Raw genomic sequence first — 17,566 nt, 5'->3', positions numbered from 1 at the left:
TACTACATCGTCGCCCCGGCCGAGGCGTCCTCGAACCTCGCCCGCTACGACGGCGTCCGCTACGGCCTGCGCGTGCCCGGCAAGGACATCGCCGGGATGTACGAGAACACCCGCGCCGCCGGCTTCGGCCGCGAGGTCAAGCGCCGGATCATGATCGGCACCTACGTGCTCTCGGCCGGTTACTACGACGCCTATTACGTGCGCGCCCAAAAAATCCGCACGCTGATCAAGCGCGACTTCGAGCAGGCCTACGCGGCCGGCGTCGACGCGATCCTGACCCCGGCGACGCCGTCCTCGGCCTTCGGCATCGGCGAGAAGGCCTCGGCCGACCCGGTGGAGATGTACCTCAACGACGTGTTCACCGTGACGGTGAACATGGCCGGCCTGCCGGGCATCGCGGTCCCGGCCGGGATCGACGGCCAGGGCCTGCCGCTCGGCCTCCAGCTGATCGGCCGGCCGTTCGACGAGGAGACGCTGTTCGCGGTCGCCCAGGTGATCGAGGAGGCCGCCGGCCGGACCGTCCTGCCCGAGCCCTGGTGGGCATGACCGTCCCCTTCTATCCCTGGACGGTCTGGATCTGGGCCGCGTTCGATCCGGCGCTGATCGTGGTGGCGGTCTATCTCGGCTGGACCGCCAGCCAGTTCGGCAAGGTGTTCATCGCGGCGATCGCGGCGCTCGGCTTCTCGGTGCTGTTCTCCTGGGCGGTGAGCGCGGCCGGGATCCCGTGGCCGGCCCCGATCACCCATGACGGGCCGACCTTCTTGCCGGCGCGGGCCGTCGCCGCCCTGCTCTGGGCGATGGTCGGCTACGGCGCCCGGCGGGCGATCGCCCGCCGCGCTTGATTCTTGGCGCGCGCGACCCGTAAGTGTTTTTCAAGAGTAGGAGAGCGGCACCCGTCGCGATCCCACCCGCGACCTCATCCTGAGGTGACCGCGTCAGCGGGCCTCGAAGGAGCCCTCCAGGCTCCGCGCGATCCCTGGAGCCCTCCTTCGAGGCTGCTGCGCAGCACCTCAGGATGAGGTTGTGGATCGGATCGTGCGGAGACCGCATCACATCCCGGCCCGGACGACCATGAACGCACCTGTCGACCCCAAAAAACTCATCAAGGGCGGCCTGCACGACTGGGAGGTCGTCGTCGGCATGGAGGTCCATGCCCAGGTCTCCAGCCGCGCCAAGCTGTTCTCCGGCGCCTCGACCGAATTCGGGGCTGAGCCGAACGACCACGTCTCGCTGGTCGACGCCGCGATGCCCGGCATGCTGCCGGTGATCAACGCCGAATGCATCGCCCAGGCGGTGCGCACCGGGCTCGGCCTCAAGGCCCAGATCAACCGGCGCTCGGTGTTCGACCGGAAGAATTACTTCTACCCGGATCTGCCGCAGGGCTACCAGATCTCGCAGTACAAGGACCCGATCGTCGGCGAGGGCGAGGTGCTGGTCGACATGCTCGACGGCAGCTCGATCACGGTCGGCATCGAGCGCCTGCACCTGGAGCAGGACGCCGGCAAGTCGCTGCACGACCAGGATCCGACCAAGAGCTTCGTCGACCTCAACCGCTCGGGCGTGGCGCTGATGGAGATCGTCTCCCGGCCGGACCTCCGCTCGTCGGAGGAGGCCAAGGCCTACGTCACCAAGCTGCGCACGATCCTGCGCTATCTCGGCACCTGCGACGGCGACATGGAGAAGGGGTCGCTGCGCGCCGACGTGAACGTCTCGGTGCGCCGCCCCGGCGAGCCGCTCGGCACGCGATGCGAGATCAAGAACGTCAACTCGATCCGCTTCATCGGTCAGGCGATCGAGACCGAGGCCCGCCGCCAGATCGCGATCCTGGAGGATGGCGGGAAGATCGACCAGGAGACGCGCCTGTTCGATCCGGGCAAGGGCGAGACCCGCTCGATGCGCTCGAAGGAAGAGGCCCACGATTACCGCTACTTCCCCGATCCCGACCTGCTGCCGCTCGAATTCGACCAGGCCTATGTCGACGCCCTGGCCGCCGGCCTGCCGGAGCTGCCGGACGCCAAGAAGGCGCGGTTCGTCAAGGATTACGGCCTCTCGCCCTACGATGCCGGCGTGCTCGTAGCCGAACGGGCGTCTGCCGATTACTACGAGGCGGTCGCCAAGGGCCGCGACGGCAAGGCCGCGGCCAACTGGGTGATCAACGAGCTGTTCGGCCGCCTCAACAAGGAAGGCCTCTCGATCGAATCGACGCCGGTCTCCGCCGACCAGCTCGGGGCGATCGTCGACCTGATCGGCGAGGGCGTGATCTCCGGCAAGATCGCCAAGGACCTGTTCGAGATCGTGTGGACCGAGGGCGGCGACCCGCGCGCCGTCGTCGAGAGCCGCGGCATGAAGCAGGTGACCGATACCGGCGCCATCGAGGCCGCCATCGACCAGATCATCGCAGCCAACCCCGACAAGGTCGCGCAGGCCAAGGAGAAGCCGACCCTGCTCGGCTGGTTCGTCGGCCAGACCATGAAGGCCACGGGCGGCAAGGCCAATCCGGCGGCGGTCAACGCGCTGCTCAAGGAGAAGCTCGGGATCGCCTGAGCTCCGCCCGGATCACGAGACTGGTTTATCCCGCCGCGGCCTTGCCGGGCGGGTGATGGTCGATCAGGTCCTGAAGAGAGAAACCGCGGCGGAAGCGGCGCAAAGCGGGGCTTTTCGCGCATTCGAAGACGGGCCGTGTCTTGGCCGCTTCTGCGCCCCTGGGGTCGCTTCCGTCTGGCTGTTCGTTTGGTGCCGCTGGGTTTCGGGCCGAACCTGTCCCAAAACCGTCTAAGTGGCGTCACGCTGCGGTGGAGTCATGCCTGTCTCCTCCAGCTTCGGATGACCAATCAAGACCAGCACATCCCTCGATGCGCAGAGTGTTGATCCGGTCCGTGTCCGCTGTTGCTGAACACATCCGAAGACTGCGCCGGCTTCGGAGTCGCGTCAACACGGAATTTCCGGCTACGCTGGCTTTTCTCTGATCTCGCCCCACGACACCGCAGCGCGGTGTCGTAGGCGCAAAGACTTATGGCGATCCGCACGGCGTCGCAAAAAAATGTGTCGTGCCCGTCCGGATCGGCCGCGCTCTACTTGCCGGCACCCATGTTGTTCTCGACCAGAAACCGGATGCCGCGCGCGAAGGACTCGTCCGTGTCACCGCGCAAGTCGACGCTGTAGGCCTTTTCCGGGACGTTGCCGGAGAGCTGTTTGACGTAGACGTTGAGGTTCAGGATGAGGTTGGACACCTTCTGGACCTCGCCGGTGATCGCCACGTCGGCGCCGAGCTTACGGGCGAAGCCGTCGGCGCAGCCGTTGCAGCGGCGCAGATCCGCGCTCTTGGTGACCTCGTCCTTCACCGGATCGGTCGGCACGATCACGAACAGGCCCTTCGTCTGGAGAAGGTTGCGCAACTGAGCGCTGGTGCGATCGAGCCGCGCACGGTCGGCTTCATCGCCGGGCACCGGCGAGAGATTGGAGAACTGGAAATCGAACACCGCGGCCTTCTCGGGAGCAGCCAGGGCCGGGCCGGCCGCCAACAACAGGGCGGCCGCGCAGAGTGCGATCCGGAACATGGGCGTCTCCTCAGACGGCAAGATGCGGTATCGTTCCCCTCGCACCGAGTCGCCGGATGTTGGGGAAGCCAGGACAGATGCCCGACCTACACAACCTGCTCGCCTTCGCGGCCGTTGCGGTCGGCATGGTCCTGACCCCGGGGCCGAACATGGCCTACACGCTCTCGCGTTCGATCTGCCAGGGACGGACGGCCGGATTCATTTCGCTCGGCGGCGTCGCGCTTGGATTCGTCGTCTACATGCTGTGCGCGGCATTCGGTATTACGGCCCTCCTCCTGGCGGTGCCTTATGCCTACGACGCCGTTCGCATCGCGGGTGCGCTCTATCTGCTGTGGCTCGCCGTACAAGCCGTTCGGCCCGGCGGCCGCTCGCCATTCCGCGTCAAGGATCTGCCGCCGAGCAGCCCGGCCAAGCTGTTCATCATGGGATTGTTGACCAACCTGCTCAATCCCAAGATCGCGATCATGTATCTTTCGCTGCTGCCGCAATTCATCGATCCGGCCAACGGCAGCGTTCTGAGTCAGGCACTCATCCTCGGGACGACGCAGATCATTATCAGCCTGATGATCAACACGCTGTTCATCATTTCAGCGAGTTCGATCGCTCGGTTCTTCACCTACCGCCCCTCATTCGCGGTCGTGCAGCGCTGGGTGATGGGAACGGTGTTCGCGGCGCTCGCCGTCAGGATGGCAACCGAGTCGCAGCGCTGAGGCACGAGCGATGGTGGATGGGAGGTGCTCTTGGTCTTGATCGACGCCCGCCCAACCCAATCCCCCTCATCCTGAAGCGACGGAGCGCAGCGAAGGCCTCGAAGGAGCTCTCCAGGGATCGCACGGCTGGCCGGAGGGCTCCTTCTAGGCTCGCTTCGCTCACACCTCAGGATGAGGGGGTTGGGTTGGATGATCGTCGCTCAGGACCGGACCGAGGTGTTTGTCGGCTCAGCCTACCGTGTTTCAAGGCAGCGCCATTTGCCGTGGATCGGAACAAGGACGATGCGCTAGACCATTGGTTTTGCATCTTCTTTTTCCGAAAACCGGAGCCCGCCCTTCGGGATGACGTTCTAACGCGCCCCGGTCTGGTCGCCTGTCGGCGAGCCCGAGAAGGCGAAGAGGCGCTGTCGCAGATCCGTGAACCACACCGGCATCGGTGCTCGCCCGTCGCCCACCACCACGGTCGCGGTCATGCCGGCCACGAGGGGCACGTCGTCCGGCTTGTGGTCGATGCGGACGCGCACGGGGACGCGCTGGGCCAGTCGCACCCAGGTATAGACCGGGTTCACGTCCGGCAGCCCCTGCGTGCTCGCGGCGGCGTTGGCCGTCGAAATGCCGAGCGTGATGCTCTCCACCGTCCCGGTGAGGTGCGGCCCGTAGCCCATCAGCGTGATGTCGGCCGAGGCGCCGACATGGATGTTGGCCATCTTGGTCTCCTCGAAATAGCCGTCGATCCAGAACGAATCCGTGTCGACGATGCTGATGTTCGAGGTGCCGGTGCGGGCATAATCGCCGACCCGCATCAGCAGGTTGGTCACGCGGCCGTTGACCGTGGACTTCACCTGGGTCCGTTCGAGGTTGACCTTGGCCTGCCGCAACTGTGCCTGCGCGCTCTCCAGCGACGCCTCGGCGATCTTGGCGGTCCCGGCGAATTGCTGTTTCTCCTCGATCGAGGTCGAGACGGTGGTGAGCGCCTGGCGCCGGGCCGATTGCGCGTTCTTCACCTGCAGGTCGGCTTCGCGGTTCTTCACCTCCGCATCGGCCGAGGTGACCGCGACCTCGAAATCGATCGGGTCGATCACGTAGAGCAGGTCGCCCTTGCGGACGAGCTGGTTGTCCACGACGCGCAGGTCGACGATCTGCCCGGAGACCTGCGGGGCGATGTTGGCGACCTGGACCCGGACGCTGCCGTCCCGCGTCCAGGGCGCGGCGACGTAGAACTCCCAGACGAAGACCGCCGCCACGAAGGCGAAGAGCAGGATCAAGCCGGTGGCGGCCAGGCGGAAGACCTTGGCCGCGCGGCCCCGGCGTGCCGTGAGCGGCGGCGGATCGGCCCGGCTCTGCGCCTCCTCGCGGGAAACGGCCTTGGGATCGTCCTCGTCGGCGGTGGTGGCGGGCATTTAGATGAACGCGATCAGGAGGGCGAGGACGCAGACGTAGATGCCGGCCTCGGCGAGCGGGGCGTTGGCGACGTAACGGCTGAAGCGGATTTGGGCGAAGACCCGGCGCAGGATCAGCAGGATCACGAAGGCGGCGAGCGCATAGGCGACGAACGAAGAGATCAGCACCCCGCCGATGTGAATGTCTTGGTACATGCCGGCCCGAACCAACCCCTGCGTCAGAACAATGCGATGTCGAGTCGGCGCAAGAATCGCCGATGGCGTGCGATGGTCCGCGCCGCCGTCACCAGATCGCTGGCCGCCCGCGCCGTGGTGAGCCGCACATGCCGGTCCTGCCGCGAGGCCGCCCGAATGAGATCCCGGGCGCCGGTCTCGAGGGCCCGGTCGTCTCCCGCGGCCAGGGCGGCTCGGCCCCGCTGGATCGCCTCTCGCAGCGGGTCGATCGACCAGAGCCGGCGCAATTCGGCATGGGCCCGGGCCGCTGCGGCCTCGAGCCGGGCCAGCGCGAAGGCGTGCGAGAGACTCGCCCGGCGCACCGCGCCGCTGCCCGAGCTGTATCCGGCGAACTGGAACAGGCGGTCGGCGTTCAGGCTGGTGCGGGTGGTCGCGTCGCCGCCTTCGCCGACCAGGGCATCGGCCAGGGCGTGCCGGGCCGAATCGAGCGCGTAGACCCGCTGCCGTTCGGCCGTCACCGGCAGCAGCAGGCGGACCACGATCGACAGGATGATGGCGGCGACCACCACCAGGAAGGCGTTCAGCAGGAAGGTCTGCGCGTCGTAGCTCTGCGGGTTGGCCGGGCCGAGCAGCACCGGGAAGAACACGATCAGGATGAAGCCGATGCCGAAGGTCTTCGGATTCAGCGACAGGAAGCAGCCGAAGAAGATCACTGGCGCCATCACGATGGCCAGCATCGGAAAACCCTGGACCCCATCGAGGAACACGAAGCGGGCGATGCCGGCGAAAGTCGCGGCCAGCGTCATCCCGATCATTACGCCGTTGGAGAACTTTTTCGGGTCGGGCGTGACCGAGGACAGGGCCGCGGTGGCGGCGACCTGCACGAGCGCAAAGGACGCCTGCGGCAAGCCGAGCGCCACGAAGGCCGCAGCGGTGACCGCGAAGCCGACCGCCACCCGCAGGGCGCCGCGCAGCGCCACCGGGAAGTCGCGGTGCGTCGGCAGGTTCGCGTCGCGCAGGGGCTGATGGCCGTCGGCCACCGCCCGGATCCCGTCCTGCGCGAAGGTCGCCGCACAGACGACGTCGAGGGCGCGCTGGAGCACCACGACCTCGTCGAGGGGCCGGTCGCCGTCGCGGATCGCGGCATCGACCAGATCGCGCATCCGCGCGTCGTCCGCGTCGAGGGAGTGCGGATCGGGGTCCTCGACGACGCGACGGCAGATCTGGAGTGCCTCCTCCACCGCGGCGCTGCGGGTGCGCAGGCAGGCGGCCGCTGCCGCGACCGCGCGGATCGCCGCCGCCAGGACATAGAGCGCTGCGATGCAGCTGCGCGCGCCGGCGGCCCGCCAAGGGCCGTCGTCGAGTTCGCCGGCGATGGCGCTGGCATCGGCCCGCATCGGCGCGACGGTGCGGATCAGCGCGGCGGTGCGGGATGCGCCGAGATCGCCGTTGTCGAGAGTCTCCCGGGCGTAGGCGCGGGTGTCGTCCCAGGCCTTGCCGAGCTGGGGCAGCAGCGTCCGCCACGTGCTCGGAGACGCGAGGGCGTCGTTGATGAAGGTGATCACGAGGATGCCGAGCACGATCACGGCCACCCGGGAGACCGCGGCGTCGAAGGTGCCCTGCGGCTCGTCGATCTGGCCCAGCGCGATGATCGCCACCGTGTAGCCCGACAGCATCGCCCCGTAGGCCCGCGTATCCTGGAGGTACTGTGCGGTGAACACACACAGGCCCATCCAGACCGTGAACGAGACCAGCAGCAGCACCCGGTCCTGCCCGAACAGCGCCATGAACACGATCGACACCGCGGCGCCGATCAACGTTCCCAGCAGGCGGTAGACGGCCTTCGAGATCGCTTGACCGCGCTTCGGCTGAGCCAGGATCGCCACGCAGGTCGCCGCCGAGGAGGCGCTGTCGAGCTGCAGCCAGAAGGCGGCAGCCAGCGCCAGCATCATGGCGATCCAGATCCGCAGGGCGAACGCCCAGGCGGCAGGCTTCGGCACCCAAGCGTCCAAGAAGCCGATCAAACGGTCGAGGACGGAGGCAGAGGAACGATGCGCGCCTATGGTGGCCGAGGCGTCAGCCATGCCGTGCGCGAACCCGTGCAATCCGGCATGGACCTCGCACGCAAGCCGTAGACGGCCAGGACACCTGCCGATCCGTCATATCCGCGCCGATTCCCGCTCGCGCCTGTTCCAGCTTCGGAAACGAACGAGAAGCGCGGCGGTTCGCCTCAAAGTCAGGCTTTGTCGCCGCCTTTCAAGCGCTTGTTGCAGCTGCTCCAGAATTGCGGCCACTTGGGACCTTGTGCAGCCTTCTGCGTATCGGTGAGCCCGCGCCATTGTGCGCCGCACGTCTTCTGCCGCTCCCGGGCAGCGCTCTGCCCGGGGCTCGGTGCCTTGGCCGCGGGCGCGGCCGGCGCGGCGGCTGGCGCCTCACTGGCGGCCGGTGCCTGTGCGGGGGTCTCCTTCGCGAAGAGCGGCTGGGCTATGAGAAGCGGCGCGGCGAACACCGCAATCCGCATAAGACGGTCGATCATCGAGAATCCCCCCGGAATCGCAACGGTTCCGGGTCGCGATCTCACCGCGCCCTCACGCTGCACACAAGAGCGCAGCAGCATTCGCCAACAGCCGATGGTCCCCCTCTCAGAAACGCGAGGCGTGCGCGTGCGGCACCCTTGAGCGTGGCCGGGAAATCGTCTTCACTGCCGGGAGTGTCCGAGATCGGCGGGGGATCGCCGCGCCGCCGTGCGATCGGTCGAGGAGCAGATCACGATGGCAGCGGTGTCCGGGCAGCCGATCGACGTCCATACCTGGAGCACGCCGAACGGCTGGAAGATTCCAGTGATGCTCGAAGAGTGCGGGCTGCCGTACCGCGTGGTTCCGGTCAACATCGGCAAGAACGAGCAATTCGCGCCCGACTTCCTGGCGATCTCACCGAACAACAAGATCCCGGCGATCGTCGATCCGGACGGGCCGGATGGGCGGCCGATCACGGTGTTCGAATCCGGCGCGATCCTGCAATATCTCGGGCGCAAGACCGGGCAGTTCTATCCGAAGGACGAGCGTGCCCGGGTGGCGGTGGACGAGTGGCTGTTCTGGCAGGTGGCGGGGTTCGGCCCGATGCTCGGCCAGACGCACCACTTCAAGATCTACGCCCCCGAGAAGGTGCCCTACGCGATCGAGCGTTTCACCGCGGAAGCAAACCGTCTCTACGGCGTCCTGGAACGTCGGCTGGAGGGCCGCGACTATCTCGCGGGCGACTATTCCATCGCCGACATCGCGACGCTGACCTGGGCGAAGCTCAACTTCAAGCAGGGCGTCGACATCGCCGCACTGCCGAACGTGTCGCGTTGGCTGGAAACCGTTCTGGCGAGGCCGGCCGTCCAGCGCGGCCTCGCGGCGATCTAAGCGTCAGTTCTTGTTGGCGGCCTGCTGGTTCACGTCCGGCACCCGGGTCCAGGTCTGGGAGCCGCACAGCACCTTGAGCATGCAGCCCGAGACGCTGAGTTCGGCCTCGCTCTCACGCTCGAGGCTCACGGTGTAAATCTTGCCCTCCTCGACGTTGTAGAGTTCGCCGGTGAATTTCTCGTCGTCGGGCTTCAGGCCGTCGATGAGCTGCAGGCCGATCACGGGGCGGCTGCGCTTCTTCGGATCGGGGTTTTTCAGATCGGTCTTCGCGGCGCCGTTCTCGGCGGTCGGCGCCTTCAGCCAGACGACCTTGCCGCAGACGAGCTTCTGACCGGGGCCGCAGCGGTCGATCCGGATCTTGGCGCGGCCATCCCCGGTGAGCCAGGTGCCGGACGGATCCTTCCCGGTATCGGCGGCGGCGGCTGACAGGCCGGCGAGGAGGAGGGTGGCGCTGAGGGCGAGGCGCATGGTTCGTCTCCGAGTTTAGGGCACCGAGGGCGCCTGAGAGGTGGACGAAATCGGCTTGGATCGAGAGAGCCGTCGCAATCAGGCGATTTTTCGGCGGTGTTGCGGCAGCGCCACGGCCGCGCTTGTTCCATCTCAACGTCGGGGCCGCTTGAGGCCCGGTAGGGCGCCCGCTATAAGCCTGCCGCGGAAGCGAAATTTTCGCGCCTGAGATGCGCCCGTCACCCCGGCGCGCACCCTCCGCCTTTTCCACAGACAGACCGGACAGACCATGGCCACCGAGCGCACCTTCTCGATCCTCAAGCCCGACGCCACCCGGCGCAACCTGACCGGCGCCGTGAACGCGGTGATCGAGGAGGCGGGCCTGCGCATCGTCGGCCAGCGCCGCATCCGCCTGACCCAGGAGCAGGCCGAGAAGTTCTACGAGGTCCACAAGGAGCGCCCGTTCTTCGGCGAGCTCGTCAGCTTCATGACCTCCGGCCCGGTGGTGGTGCAGGTGCTCGAGGGCGAGAACGCGGTCGCCAAGTACCGCGAAGTCATGGGCGCCACGAACCCGGCCCAGGCCGCCGAGGGCACGATCCGCAAGCGGTTCGCCGAGTCGGTCGGCGAGAACACCGTGCACGGTTCGGACAGCGCCGAGAACGCCAAGCTCGAGATCGCGCAGTTCTTCAAGGATTCCGATATCGCCGCCTGAGGCGGAGACCGGGGTGGCGGGTCGGGCACACCGGCTCGCCATCCTGGCGCGGCGTACCCGGCGGCGCGGCAAATGCCGCCCGGTGTGTCCGGACCGTCATTGACGGATCGAAGTCCGAGAGCGACCAACGGTCAAGGTTACTCAACTTCAGCTCTGGACCGCCAAGACCATGACGATGCGCCGCCTGCCCCTGCTGATCGCGACCGGCCTGATCGCGATCGGCGCGACCGCCGCCCTTGCAGGCGGATCCTCGGCCCCGTTCCAGCAGTACGAGCCGGATCCCGCGCTCAAGACCGCCACCAAGGCCAATCTCGAAGGCCGTGTGCGCCACGCCTGCACGATCGTCCAGGCCCGCCTGACCAGCGCCCCCGAAGCCTCCCTGGAACGCCCCTGCGGCTGCTACGCCAAGCAGACCCTGCGCAGCCTCGACGAATCCGAGATCGAGGCCTACCGGGCCACCGGCTATTTCAACGACTCCGCCCGCGCCAAGGCGCTGTCTGCGCTGGACAGCTGCAAGCTGCAGCGGCCGGTCTGATCATCCCGGGGCGCTGCCCCGGACCCTGCCGAAGGGACTTGTCCCTTCGGGATCCCCTTACAGGCTGAACAGGACACCATCAGGTGCGGTGTCGGCGATGACGACGCGGTCACCTTCGAGGCGAGCGCGTCTGCCGGCCACGAGGGCCAGCACCGCCGGATAAAGCTGGCGCTCCTGGACGATGACCCGGTCGGCGAGGCTATCCGGGTCGTCGCCCTGGCGCACCGGGATCGCGGCCTGCGCCACGATCGGCCCGGCATCGAGTTCCGGCACCACGAAATGGACCGTGCAGCCGTGCAGTCGCACGCCGGCTTCGAGGGCCTGCTGATGCGTGTGCGTGCCCTTGAACAGGGGCAGGAGCGAGGGATGGATGTTGAGCATCCGCCCCGCCCAGCTGGCCACGAAGCCCGGCGTGAAGATCCGCATGAAGCCGGCCAGGCACACGAGATCGATATCGGCCGCCCGCAATTCGGCGTCGAGGGCGGCGTCGAAGCTGGCGCGATCCGAAAAACCTTTGTGATCGATCGCCCGGGCCGGAATCCCGGCCTCGGCCGCCCGCGCGAGGCCGGCGGCGTCCGGGCGGTTCGACAGCACCAGCACGATCTCGGCCGGATAGGCCGGATCCTTCGCGGCCTCGATCAGCGCGACCATGTTCGAGCCGCGCCCCGAGATCAGGACCGCGACGCGGGTCTTCTTGGAAGTCGCCATCAGAGCGCGAGGCGCCCGCGGAAAGTCACGGGCTCAGATCCACGCGCGGTGATCCGGCCAAGGCGCACCGGAGCCTCGCCCGCCCGGGTCAGGGCCTCGTCGACGTCGTCCACCGACTCCGCGGCGGCGATCACCACCATGCCGATCCCGCAATTGAAGGTCCGCAGCATCTCCGCCTCGGCGACGCCGCCCTCTCGGGCGAGCCAGCCGAACACCGGAGGCGGGGTGATGGCATCGAGGTCGATGGCGATGCCGACATCGTCCGGCAGCACCCGGGGCAGGTTGTCCGGGAAGCCGCCGCCGGTGATGTGGGCCAGCGCCCGGATGCCGTCGGTGGCCTCCAGCGCGGCGAGCAGCGGCTTCACGTAGATCCGGGTCGGCTCCAGCAGGGCATCGCCGAGACTGCGCGACGGATCGAACGGCGCCGGGGCGTCCCAGCCGAGACCGGTCTTGGCGACGATCCGCCGGACCAGTGAGAAGCCGTTGGAATGGACCCCGGAGGAGGGGAGGCCGAGCACCACGTCTCCCGGGCGGATGCCGGGCTTCGGCAGGAGCGTGCCGCGCTCGGCCGCGCCCACCGAGAACCCGGCGAGGTCGTAATCCGAGCCGTCGTAGAGGCCGGGCATCTCGGCGGTCTCGCCGCCGATCAGCGCGCAGCCCGCCTGCCGGCAGCCCTCGGCGATGCCCCGCACGATGTCGGCGCCGACGCCGGGCACCAGCTTGCCGGTGGCGTAATAATCCAAAAAGAACAGCGGCTCGGCGCCCTGGACCACGAGGTCGTTGACGCACATCGCCACGAGGTCGATGCCGATCGTATCGTGCCGGCCGGTCTCGATGGCGATCTTGACCTTGGTGCCGACGCCGTCATTGGCCGCCACCAGGATCGGATCACGGAATCCCGCGGCCTTCAGATCGAACAGGCCGCCGAAGCCGCCGATCTCGGCATCCGCCCCCGGCCGCCGCGTCGAGCGCACCAGCGGCTTGATCGTCTCGACCATGGCGTTGCCGGCGTCGATATCGACGCCCGCCTGCGCGTAGGTCAGTCCCTGTCCACCCTTGGCCGTCATGCCAGCGTCGTCCCGGTCATCATCGGGTCCGCTCTAGCGGCTTCCAGCGCGTCGCGCGAGTCGGCAGCGTCGGGGCTTGATCGCGAGGCTTGATCGGCACAAGCCCGATGCCCACTCTGCGACAGGGCGTCGTAGGCAGCGTCGGGGGGCGAGATCATGCGCACACGAGCTGTCATCGGACTGGGCGCCCTCGTCGGGCTGAGCCTCCTGGTCTACCTGCTCCGGGAGGTGATGCTGCCCTTCGTGGCCGGCATCGCACTCGCCTACCTGCTCGATCCGCTGGCCGATCGGCTGGAGCGCCTGGGCCTCGGCCGCCTGGCCGCGAGCCTCCTGATCCTGGCGCTGTTCGTCCTGGCCCTCATCGTGTCGCTGCTGATCCTGATCCCGCTGACCGCCAACCAGATGGCCGGCCTGGTCAACGCGCTGCCGGGCATGGTCTCGCGGCTCCAGGGGATCATCGCCGAACGCGCCGGCCCGGTGCTGGAGCGGGTCGGCGGCGACAACGTGCTGACCGAGCTGCAATCCTCGGTCGGCACCCTGGCGACCCAGGGCGGCGCCTGGCTCCTCGCCTTCCTCAAGTCGATCTGGTCGGGCAGCCAGGCCCTGATCTCGATCGCCTCGCTGCTGGTCGTGACCCCGGTGGTCGCCTTCTACATCCTGGTCGACTGGGATCGGATGATGGCGGCCCTGGACAGCTGGGTGCCGCCCCGGCACCGGGCCACCGTGCGCGACCTCGCCCGGCAGATCGACGGCGCTATCACCGGCTTCGTGCGCGGGCAGACCCTGGTCTGCCTGATCCTCGGCAGCTTCTACGCGGTGGGGCTCTGGCTGGTCGGGCTGAATTTCGGCGTGCTGATCGGCCTGATCGCGGGCTTCCTGACCTTCATCCCGTATGTCGGCACGCTCACCGGCTTCCTGCTCTCGGTCGGCGTCGCGCTGGTGCAGTTCTGGCCGACTTCCGACTGGCTGCATCTCGGGCTGACGGTGGGCGTGTTCCTGGTCGGCCAGTTCCTCGAAGGCAACGTCATCGCGCCCAAGCTCGTCGGCGAATCCACCGGCCTGCATCCGGTCTGGCTGATGTTCGCGCTGCTCGCCTTCGGAACCCTGTTCGGCTTCGTCGGCCTGCTGCTCGCGGTGCCGGTAGCGGCCTCGATCGGCGTGCTCGTGCGCTTCGCCCTGGCGCGCTATCTCCAGAGCCGCCTGTACCATGCCGAGCAGCCGGTGCTGATCGACCTGAACGACGAGGCCGGTCGGACCTTGACGGCCACCGGTACCCGGTCATCCTGACCGACCCATTTGAGCAACCTATGCGCGAGAACGCACCACCCCGGCAGCTGGCCTTCGATCTGCCGCTCGATCCCCGCTACGGCCGCGAGGATTTTCTGGTCGGGCCGGCGAACGAGGCGGCCTACGCCTTGGTCGAGGCCTGGCCGGACTGGCCCGACAGCGTGCTCGTGCTGATCGGCCCCTCGGGCAGCGGCAAGAGCCATCTCGCGGCGATCTGGGCGGAGCGGGCCCATGCCTGGACGGTGACGGCGGCCGAGGTCGGGGCGGACACGGTGCAGCACCTCGTGTCGAACGGGGCTCTGGTCGTCGAGGATATCGACCGGGACGCGGGCCGGGACGAGTCCGCCCTGTTCCACCTGCTCAACCGCGCCCGCGAGCTGGCCTGCCCGGTCCTGCTGACCAGCGCGGCCGGGATCGATGCGCTCGGCCTGGCGACGCCCGATCTGCGCTCGCGGCTTCGCCTCGCGCCCAGCATCGCCATCGACGCGCCGGACGATGCGCTGCTGCGCGCCGTCCTGGTCAAGCTGTTCGTGGACCGGCAATTGGTGGTCGATCTCAGCGTGATCGAGGCGTTGGCCCTGCGGATCGACCGGTCTCTCGGCCGGGCCCGCGATCTGGTCGCCGAGCTGGACCGGGACGCCCTCGGGCGTGGACGGCGGATCAGCCGCCCGCTGGCGCTGGCCGTGCTACGACGCATGGGCTTCGACGACGAGGCCGACGCGGACGCATAAAATCGGAACCCGGTGGCCGTCACGAAAGCGTCGTGAAAGCTACGGGTGTAGAATGCTAAACGCGCCGCGATCGGCAGGGACAGGAATCGGAATGGAATCGACGCAGAAGCCCATGGACCGCGACGCCGCCGACGAGGCCGCGGAGCCCCGTCGGCCCGACGCGACCAATCCGGCACCGCGCCGCACCGCCGTCAGGCGCGCGCCGGCCAGGGCCACGGCTGCCAAGAGCGTCGCCGCTCCGAGCGAGACCCCGAGCACGGCGGCGGAAAGCGTGCCGGCTCCGAGCGCGCGTGCCCGGAATACGGCCGCCAAGAGCGCAATCGCTGATAGCGGAACCGTCAAAAGCCCGGTCGCCAAAAGCCCGGTCGCGAAGAGCGCGATTCCCGCCAGCGCGACCGCGTCGGGCGCGGCGACGGCGAGTGCGACTGCCCCCGGTGCTGTCGCGGCGCCGGTCGACACCGCCGATGAATGGCCCGCCGTGCCGACCGCGCCGGCGGAGCAGCCGGTAGGTGCCGCCCGCGAACCCGTGGTCGAGGCCGGGCGCTCGCTCCGTCATTCGCCCGAGCGGTTCGTAAACCGCGAGCTGTCCTGGCTCCAGTTCAACCGCCGGGTCTTGGAAGAGGCATCCAACCCGAACCATCCGCTGCTGGAGCGCCTGCGCTTCCTGTCGATCTCAGCGAACAATCTCGACGAGTTCTTCATGGTCCGGGTTGCCGGCCTGATTGATCAGGTCCGGGCCGGGCTGACGCTCCCGTCCCAGGATGGGCTGACGCCGTCCGAGCAGCTGAACCGGATCGGCATCGAGGTCGCGCGGCTCGCCGCTGACCAGCAGGCCCGCTGGCGCCAGCTGCGCGAGGAGCTGCAGGCCTCCGAGATCGAGATCGTCGAGCCCGCGGCCCTCACCGCCGAGCAGGCCGCCTGGCTGGAAGAGTATTTCCTCAACCACGTCTCGCCGGTCCTGACGCCGCTCGCGATCGATCCGGCCCATCCGTTCCCGTTCATCCCCAATCTCGGCACCACCATCGCGCTGGCCCTGGTGCGGCCGCGGGACGGCCGCCTGCTGCGCGCCCTGATCCGCGTGCCCGGCGTCATCGACCGGTTCGTGCGCCTGCCCGCCAGCGAGAGCGAGACCGCCGCGCGCCTGATCTCGATCGAGCAGGTGATCGGCCTATTCACCGGGCGGCTGTTCCCCGGCTACCTGGTCAAGAGCAGCGGCGCGTTCCGGGTGGTGCGCGACTCGGATCTCGAGATCGAGGAGGAAGCCGAGGATCTCGTCCTGCATTTCGAGACCGCGCTGAAGCAGCGCCGCCGGGGCGTCGTGATCCGGCTCGAAGTCGAATCGGGGATGTCGGAGGATCTCCGCAGTTTCGTGGCCGACGAGCTCGAAATCTCCGCCGACGCGATCTTCCTGATCGAGGGCATGCTCGCCCTCAACGAGCTGTCCCAGATCGTCGGGATCGACCGGCCGGACCTGAAGTTCAAGCCGTACAATCCCCGCTTCCCCGAGCGCATCCGCGAGAGCGGCGGCGACGTGTTCGCGGCGATCCGGCAGAAGGACTTCATCGTCCATCACCCCTACGAATCGTTCGATTCGGTGGTGCAGTTCCTGGCGCAGGCCGCCCGGGACCCGAACGTGGTGGCGATCAAGCAGACGCTCTACCGGACCTCGTCGAACTCGCCGATCGTCGCGGCGCTGGCCGAGGCGGCCGAGCTCGGCAAATCGGTCACCGCCTTGGTCGAGCTGAAGGCGCGGTTCGACGAGGAGGCCAATATCCGCTGGGCGCGCAACCTGGAGAAGGCCGGCGCGCAGGTGGTGTTCGGCTTCGTCGAGCTGAAGACCCACGCCAAGCTGTCGCTGGTGGTCCGGCGCGAGGGCGACAAGCTCGTCACCTACTGCCATGTCGGCACCGGCAATTATCACCCGATCACGGCGCGGGTTTACACGGACCTGTCGTTCTTCACGGCGGATCCGGCGATCGCCCGGGACGTGTCGCGGATCTTCAACTTCATCACCGGCTACGCCGAGCCGGCCGAGCTGGAACGGATGTCGGTCTCGCCGCTGACGCTGAAGAACCGGCTGCTGGAGAACATCGAGGCCGAGGTCGCCCACGCCAAGGCCGGCCGGCCGGCGGCGATCTGGATCAAGTGCAACTCGCTGGTCGACGCGCAGATCATCGACGCGCTGTACGATGCGTCCTCCGCGGGGGTGCAGATCGATTGCGTGGTGCGCGGCATCTGCTGCCTGCGCCCGGGCATCCCGGGCCTGTCGGAGACGATCCGGGTCAAGTCGATCGTCGGGCGCTTCCTGGAGCACGGCCGGATCTACGCCTTCGGCAACGGCGTCGGGCTGCCGCATCCGAAGGCCACCATCTACATCTCGTCGGCCGACCTGATGAGCCGCAACCTCGACCGCCGGGTCGAGGCGCTGCTGCCGATCACCAACCCGACGGTCCACCAGCAGGTCCTCGACCAGATCATGCTGGCCAATCTCCTGGACAACCGCCAGAGTTGGCGCCTGCTCGCCTCCGGCGGCTGCGAGCGGATTCAGCCCTCGGAGGGGGAGGAGCCGTTCAACGCGCACAAGTACTTCATGACGAACCCGAGTCTTTCCGGCCGCGGCAAGGCGTCGAAGAAGTCGAGCCCGCGTGCTCTGAGCCGCCGGGCGCAGCGCGGCTAAGTGCGCCGACAGATGCGCAGGAAACTCGACAGGTTTCGCAAACGTGTTGTGCAGTTCTGCGTGAGGACTCTGCGCCCGGCCGGACAGCCGGGCGGCCGAAACGTTGCCCTGCCGGTCCGATTGGGCTTAGAGCATTCGCCGACGCCAAGGATTT

At 68.1% G+C, this 17,566-nt stretch carries 18 protein-coding genes; 10 read left to right on the top strand and 8 right to left on the bottom strand.

The window, feature by feature from the left end:
- The 3 genes from MKK67_RS24875 to gatB form a co-directional block, all read left to right on the top strand.
- Positions 1 to 546: amidase family protein (locus MKK67_RS24875; protein ID WP_243970534.1), on the top strand; the 546-nt coding region annotated here is incomplete at its 5' end.
- On the top strand, positions 543 to 842 hold the full coding sequence (locus MKK67_RS24870) for a hypothetical protein (protein ID WP_243970532.1): 300 nt from the start codon (positions 543 to 545) through the stop codon (positions 840 to 842). The genes MKK67_RS24875 and MKK67_RS24870, both read left to right, overlap by 4 nt.
- A gap of 229 nt (positions 843 to 1,071) precedes the next feature.
- Positions 1,072 to 2,544: an Asp-tRNA(Asn)/Glu-tRNA(Gln) amidotransferase subunit GatB gene (gatB, locus tag MKK67_RS24865; protein ID WP_243970530.1), complete on the top strand. Its 1,473-nt coding sequence runs from the start codon at positions 1,072 to 1,074 to the stop codon at positions 2,542 to 2,544.
- 527 nt (positions 2,545 to 3,071) lie between these two features.
- On the opposite strand, the gene MKK67_RS24860 is transcribed toward gatB, so the two are convergent.
- Positions 3,072 to 3,557, bottom strand: a complete 486-nt coding sequence (locus MKK67_RS24860; RefSeq protein ID WP_243970528.1) for a DUF3280 domain-containing protein — start codon at positions 3,555 to 3,557, stop codon at positions 3,072 to 3,074.
- A 77-nt stretch (positions 3,558 to 3,634) separates the two neighbouring features.
- On the opposite strand from MKK67_RS24860, the gene MKK67_RS24855 reads away from it, so the two are divergent.
- On the top strand, positions 3,635 to 4,267 hold the full coding sequence (locus MKK67_RS24855; RefSeq protein ID WP_243970526.1) for a LysE family translocator: 633 nt from the start codon (positions 3,635 to 3,637) through the stop codon (positions 4,265 to 4,267).
- A 350-nt stretch (positions 4,268 to 4,617) separates the two neighbouring features.
- Here the strand turns inward: MKK67_RS24855 and MKK67_RS24850 are convergent, their stop codons facing one another.
- The 4 genes from MKK67_RS24850 to MKK67_RS24835 all read right to left on the bottom strand — a co-directional run bounded on the left by MKK67_RS24850 (position 4,618) and on the right by MKK67_RS24835 (position 8,377).
- The gene (locus MKK67_RS24850) at positions 4,618 to 5,667 is read right to left on the bottom strand and encodes an HlyD family secretion protein (RefSeq protein ID WP_243970524.1); all 1,050 of its coding nucleotides are present in this window, start codon (positions 5,665 to 5,667) and stop codon (positions 4,618 to 4,620) included.
- Positions 5,668 to 5,862, bottom strand: a complete 195-nt coding sequence (locus MKK67_RS24845; RefSeq protein WP_243970523.1) for a DUF1656 domain-containing protein — start codon at positions 5,860 to 5,862, stop codon at positions 5,668 to 5,670.
- Positions 5,863 to 5,885: 23 nt separating this feature from the next.
- On the bottom strand, positions 5,886 to 7,925 hold the full coding sequence (locus MKK67_RS24840; protein WP_243970521.1) for an FUSC family protein: 2,040 nt from the start codon (positions 7,923 to 7,925) through the stop codon (positions 5,886 to 5,888).
- A 152-nt stretch (positions 7,926 to 8,077) separates the two neighbouring features.
- Positions 8,078 to 8,377, bottom strand: coding sequence for a hypothetical protein (locus MKK67_RS24835; protein ID WP_243970518.1), 300 nt, complete (start codon positions 8,375 to 8,377; stop codon positions 8,078 to 8,080).
- Positions 8,378 to 8,612: 235 nt separating this feature from the next.
- Here MKK67_RS24835 and MKK67_RS24830 point away from each other — a divergent pair, with 235 nt between their 5' ends.
- Positions 8,613 to 9,248, top strand: a complete 636-nt coding sequence (locus MKK67_RS24830) for a glutathione S-transferase N-terminal domain-containing protein (protein ID WP_243970516.1) — start codon at positions 8,613 to 8,615, stop codon at positions 9,246 to 9,248.
- A 3-nt stretch (positions 9,249 to 9,251) separates the two neighbouring features.
- On the opposite strand, the gene MKK67_RS24825 is transcribed toward MKK67_RS24830, so the two are convergent.
- Positions 9,252 to 9,716 carry a DUF2147 domain-containing protein gene (locus MKK67_RS24825; protein WP_243970514.1) on the bottom strand — a complete coding sequence of 155 codons (465 nt, stop codon included), beginning with the start codon at positions 9,714 to 9,716 and terminating at the stop codon, positions 9,252 to 9,254.
- Positions 9,717 to 9,984: 268 nt separating this feature from the next.
- Between MKK67_RS24825 and ndk the strand changes: the two genes are divergently transcribed.
- Positions 9,985 to 10,407, top strand: a complete 423-nt coding sequence (gene ndk, locus MKK67_RS24820) for a nucleoside-diphosphate kinase (protein ID WP_147856474.1) — start codon at positions 9,985 to 9,987, stop codon at positions 10,405 to 10,407.
- Between the two features lie 169 nt (positions 10,408 to 10,576).
- A complete protein-coding gene (locus tag MKK67_RS24815; RefSeq protein ID WP_243970512.1) occupies positions 10,577 to 10,942 on the top strand; it encodes a hypothetical protein in 366 nt (121 codons plus the stop codon).
- A 57-nt stretch (positions 10,943 to 10,999) separates the two neighbouring features.
- On the opposite strand, the gene purN is transcribed toward MKK67_RS24815, so the two are convergent.
- The gene (purN, locus tag MKK67_RS24810; RefSeq protein WP_243970510.1) at positions 11,000 to 11,650 is read right to left on the bottom strand and encodes a phosphoribosylglycinamide formyltransferase; all 651 of its coding nucleotides are present in this window, start codon (positions 11,648 to 11,650) and stop codon (positions 11,000 to 11,002) included.
- Positions 11,650 to 12,717 (bottom strand): phosphoribosylformylglycinamidine cyclo-ligase, encoded by a 1,068-nt coding sequence (gene purM / locus MKK67_RS24805; RefSeq protein WP_243970508.1) that lies wholly within the window; start codon positions 12,715 to 12,717, stop codon positions 11,650 to 11,652. Before purM ends, purN begins: the two co-directional genes overlap by 1 nt.
- Positions 12,718 to 12,873: 156 nt before the next feature.
- Between purM and MKK67_RS24800 the strand changes: the two genes are divergently transcribed.
- From MKK67_RS24800 to MKK67_RS24790, 3 genes are all read left to right on the top strand, one after another.
- Positions 12,874 to 14,004 carry an AI-2E family transporter gene (locus MKK67_RS24800; protein ID WP_243970505.1) on the top strand — a complete coding sequence of 377 codons (1,131 nt, stop codon included), beginning with the start codon at positions 12,874 to 12,876 and terminating at the stop codon, positions 14,002 to 14,004.
- Between the two features lie 20 nt (positions 14,005 to 14,024).
- A complete protein-coding gene (locus tag MKK67_RS24795; RefSeq protein ID WP_243970503.1) occupies positions 14,025 to 14,735 on the top strand; it encodes a hypothetical protein in 711 nt (236 codons plus the stop codon).
- Positions 14,736 to 14,826: 91 nt separating this feature from the next.
- Entirely contained in the window at positions 14,827 to 17,412 is a 2,586-nt protein-coding gene (locus MKK67_RS24790) for an RNA degradosome polyphosphate kinase (RefSeq protein ID WP_243970502.1), read from the top strand.
- Positions 17,413 to 17,566 lie beyond the last annotated feature (154 nt).

The sequence above is a fragment of the Methylobacterium sp. J-072 genome (assembly GCF_022829425.1).
GTDB lineage: Bacteria > Pseudomonadota > Alphaproteobacteria > Rhizobiales > Beijerinckiaceae > Methylobacterium.
The sequence above is the reverse complement of the archived record's forward strand: the minus strand, read 5'-3'. Positions and strand labels throughout refer to the sequence as shown.

What these genes read in the sequence shown, in the direction of transcription:
- MKK67_RS24870 (WP_243970532.1), top strand. Translation starts at nt 543, where the DNA reads ATGACCGTCCCCTTCTATCCCTGGACGGTCTGGATCTGGGCCGCGTTC.
- gatB (WP_243970530.1), top strand. Translation starts at nt 1,072, where the DNA reads ATGAACGCACCTGTCGACCCCAAAAAACTCATCAAGGGCGGCCTGCAC.
- MKK67_RS24860 (WP_243970528.1), bottom strand. Translation starts at nt 3,557, where the DNA reads ATGTTCCGGATCGCACTCTGCGCGGCCGCCCTGTTGTTGGCGGCCGGC.
- MKK67_RS24855 (WP_243970526.1), top strand. Translation starts at nt 3,635, where the DNA reads ATGCCCGACCTACACAACCTGCTCGCCTTCGCGGCCGTTGCGGTCGGC.
- MKK67_RS24850 (WP_243970524.1), bottom strand. Translation starts at nt 5,667, where the DNA reads ATGCCCGCCACCACCGCCGACGAGGACGATCCCAAGGCCGTTTCCCGC.
- MKK67_RS24845 (WP_243970523.1), bottom strand. Translation starts at nt 5,862, where the DNA reads ATGTACCAAGACATTCACATCGGCGGGGTGCTGATCTCTTCGTTCGTC.
- MKK67_RS24840 (WP_243970521.1), bottom strand. Translation starts at nt 7,925, where the DNA reads ATGGCTGACGCCTCGGCCACCATAGGCGCGCATCGTTCCTCTGCCTCC.
- MKK67_RS24835 (WP_243970518.1), bottom strand. Translation starts at nt 8,377, where the DNA reads ATGATCGACCGTCTTATGCGGATTGCGGTGTTCGCCGCGCCGCTTCTC.
- MKK67_RS24830 (WP_243970516.1), top strand. Translation starts at nt 8,613, where the DNA reads ATGGCAGCGGTGTCCGGGCAGCCGATCGACGTCCATACCTGGAGCACG.
- MKK67_RS24825 (WP_243970514.1), bottom strand. Translation starts at nt 9,716, where the DNA reads ATGCGCCTCGCCCTCAGCGCCACCCTCCTCCTCGCCGGCCTGTCAGCC.
- ndk (WP_147856474.1), top strand. Translation starts at nt 9,985, where the DNA reads ATGGCCACCGAGCGCACCTTCTCGATCCTCAAGCCCGACGCCACCCGG.
- MKK67_RS24815 (WP_243970512.1), top strand. Translation starts at nt 10,577, where the DNA reads ATGACGATGCGCCGCCTGCCCCTGCTGATCGCGACCGGCCTGATCGCG.
- purN (WP_243970510.1), bottom strand. Translation starts at nt 11,650, where the DNA reads ATGGCGACTTCCAAGAAGACCCGCGTCGCGGTCCTGATCTCGGGGCGC.
- purM (WP_243970508.1), bottom strand. Translation starts at nt 12,717, where the DNA reads ATGACGGCCAAGGGTGGACAGGGACTGACCTACGCGCAGGCGGGCGTC.
- MKK67_RS24800 (WP_243970505.1), top strand. Translation starts at nt 12,874, where the DNA reads ATGCGCACACGAGCTGTCATCGGACTGGGCGCCCTCGTCGGGCTGAGC.
- MKK67_RS24795 (WP_243970503.1), top strand. Translation starts at nt 14,025, where the DNA reads ATGCGCGAGAACGCACCACCCCGGCAGCTGGCCTTCGATCTGCCGCTC.
- MKK67_RS24790 (WP_243970502.1), top strand. Translation starts at nt 14,827, where the DNA reads ATGGAATCGACGCAGAAGCCCATGGACCGCGACGCCGCCGACGAGGCC.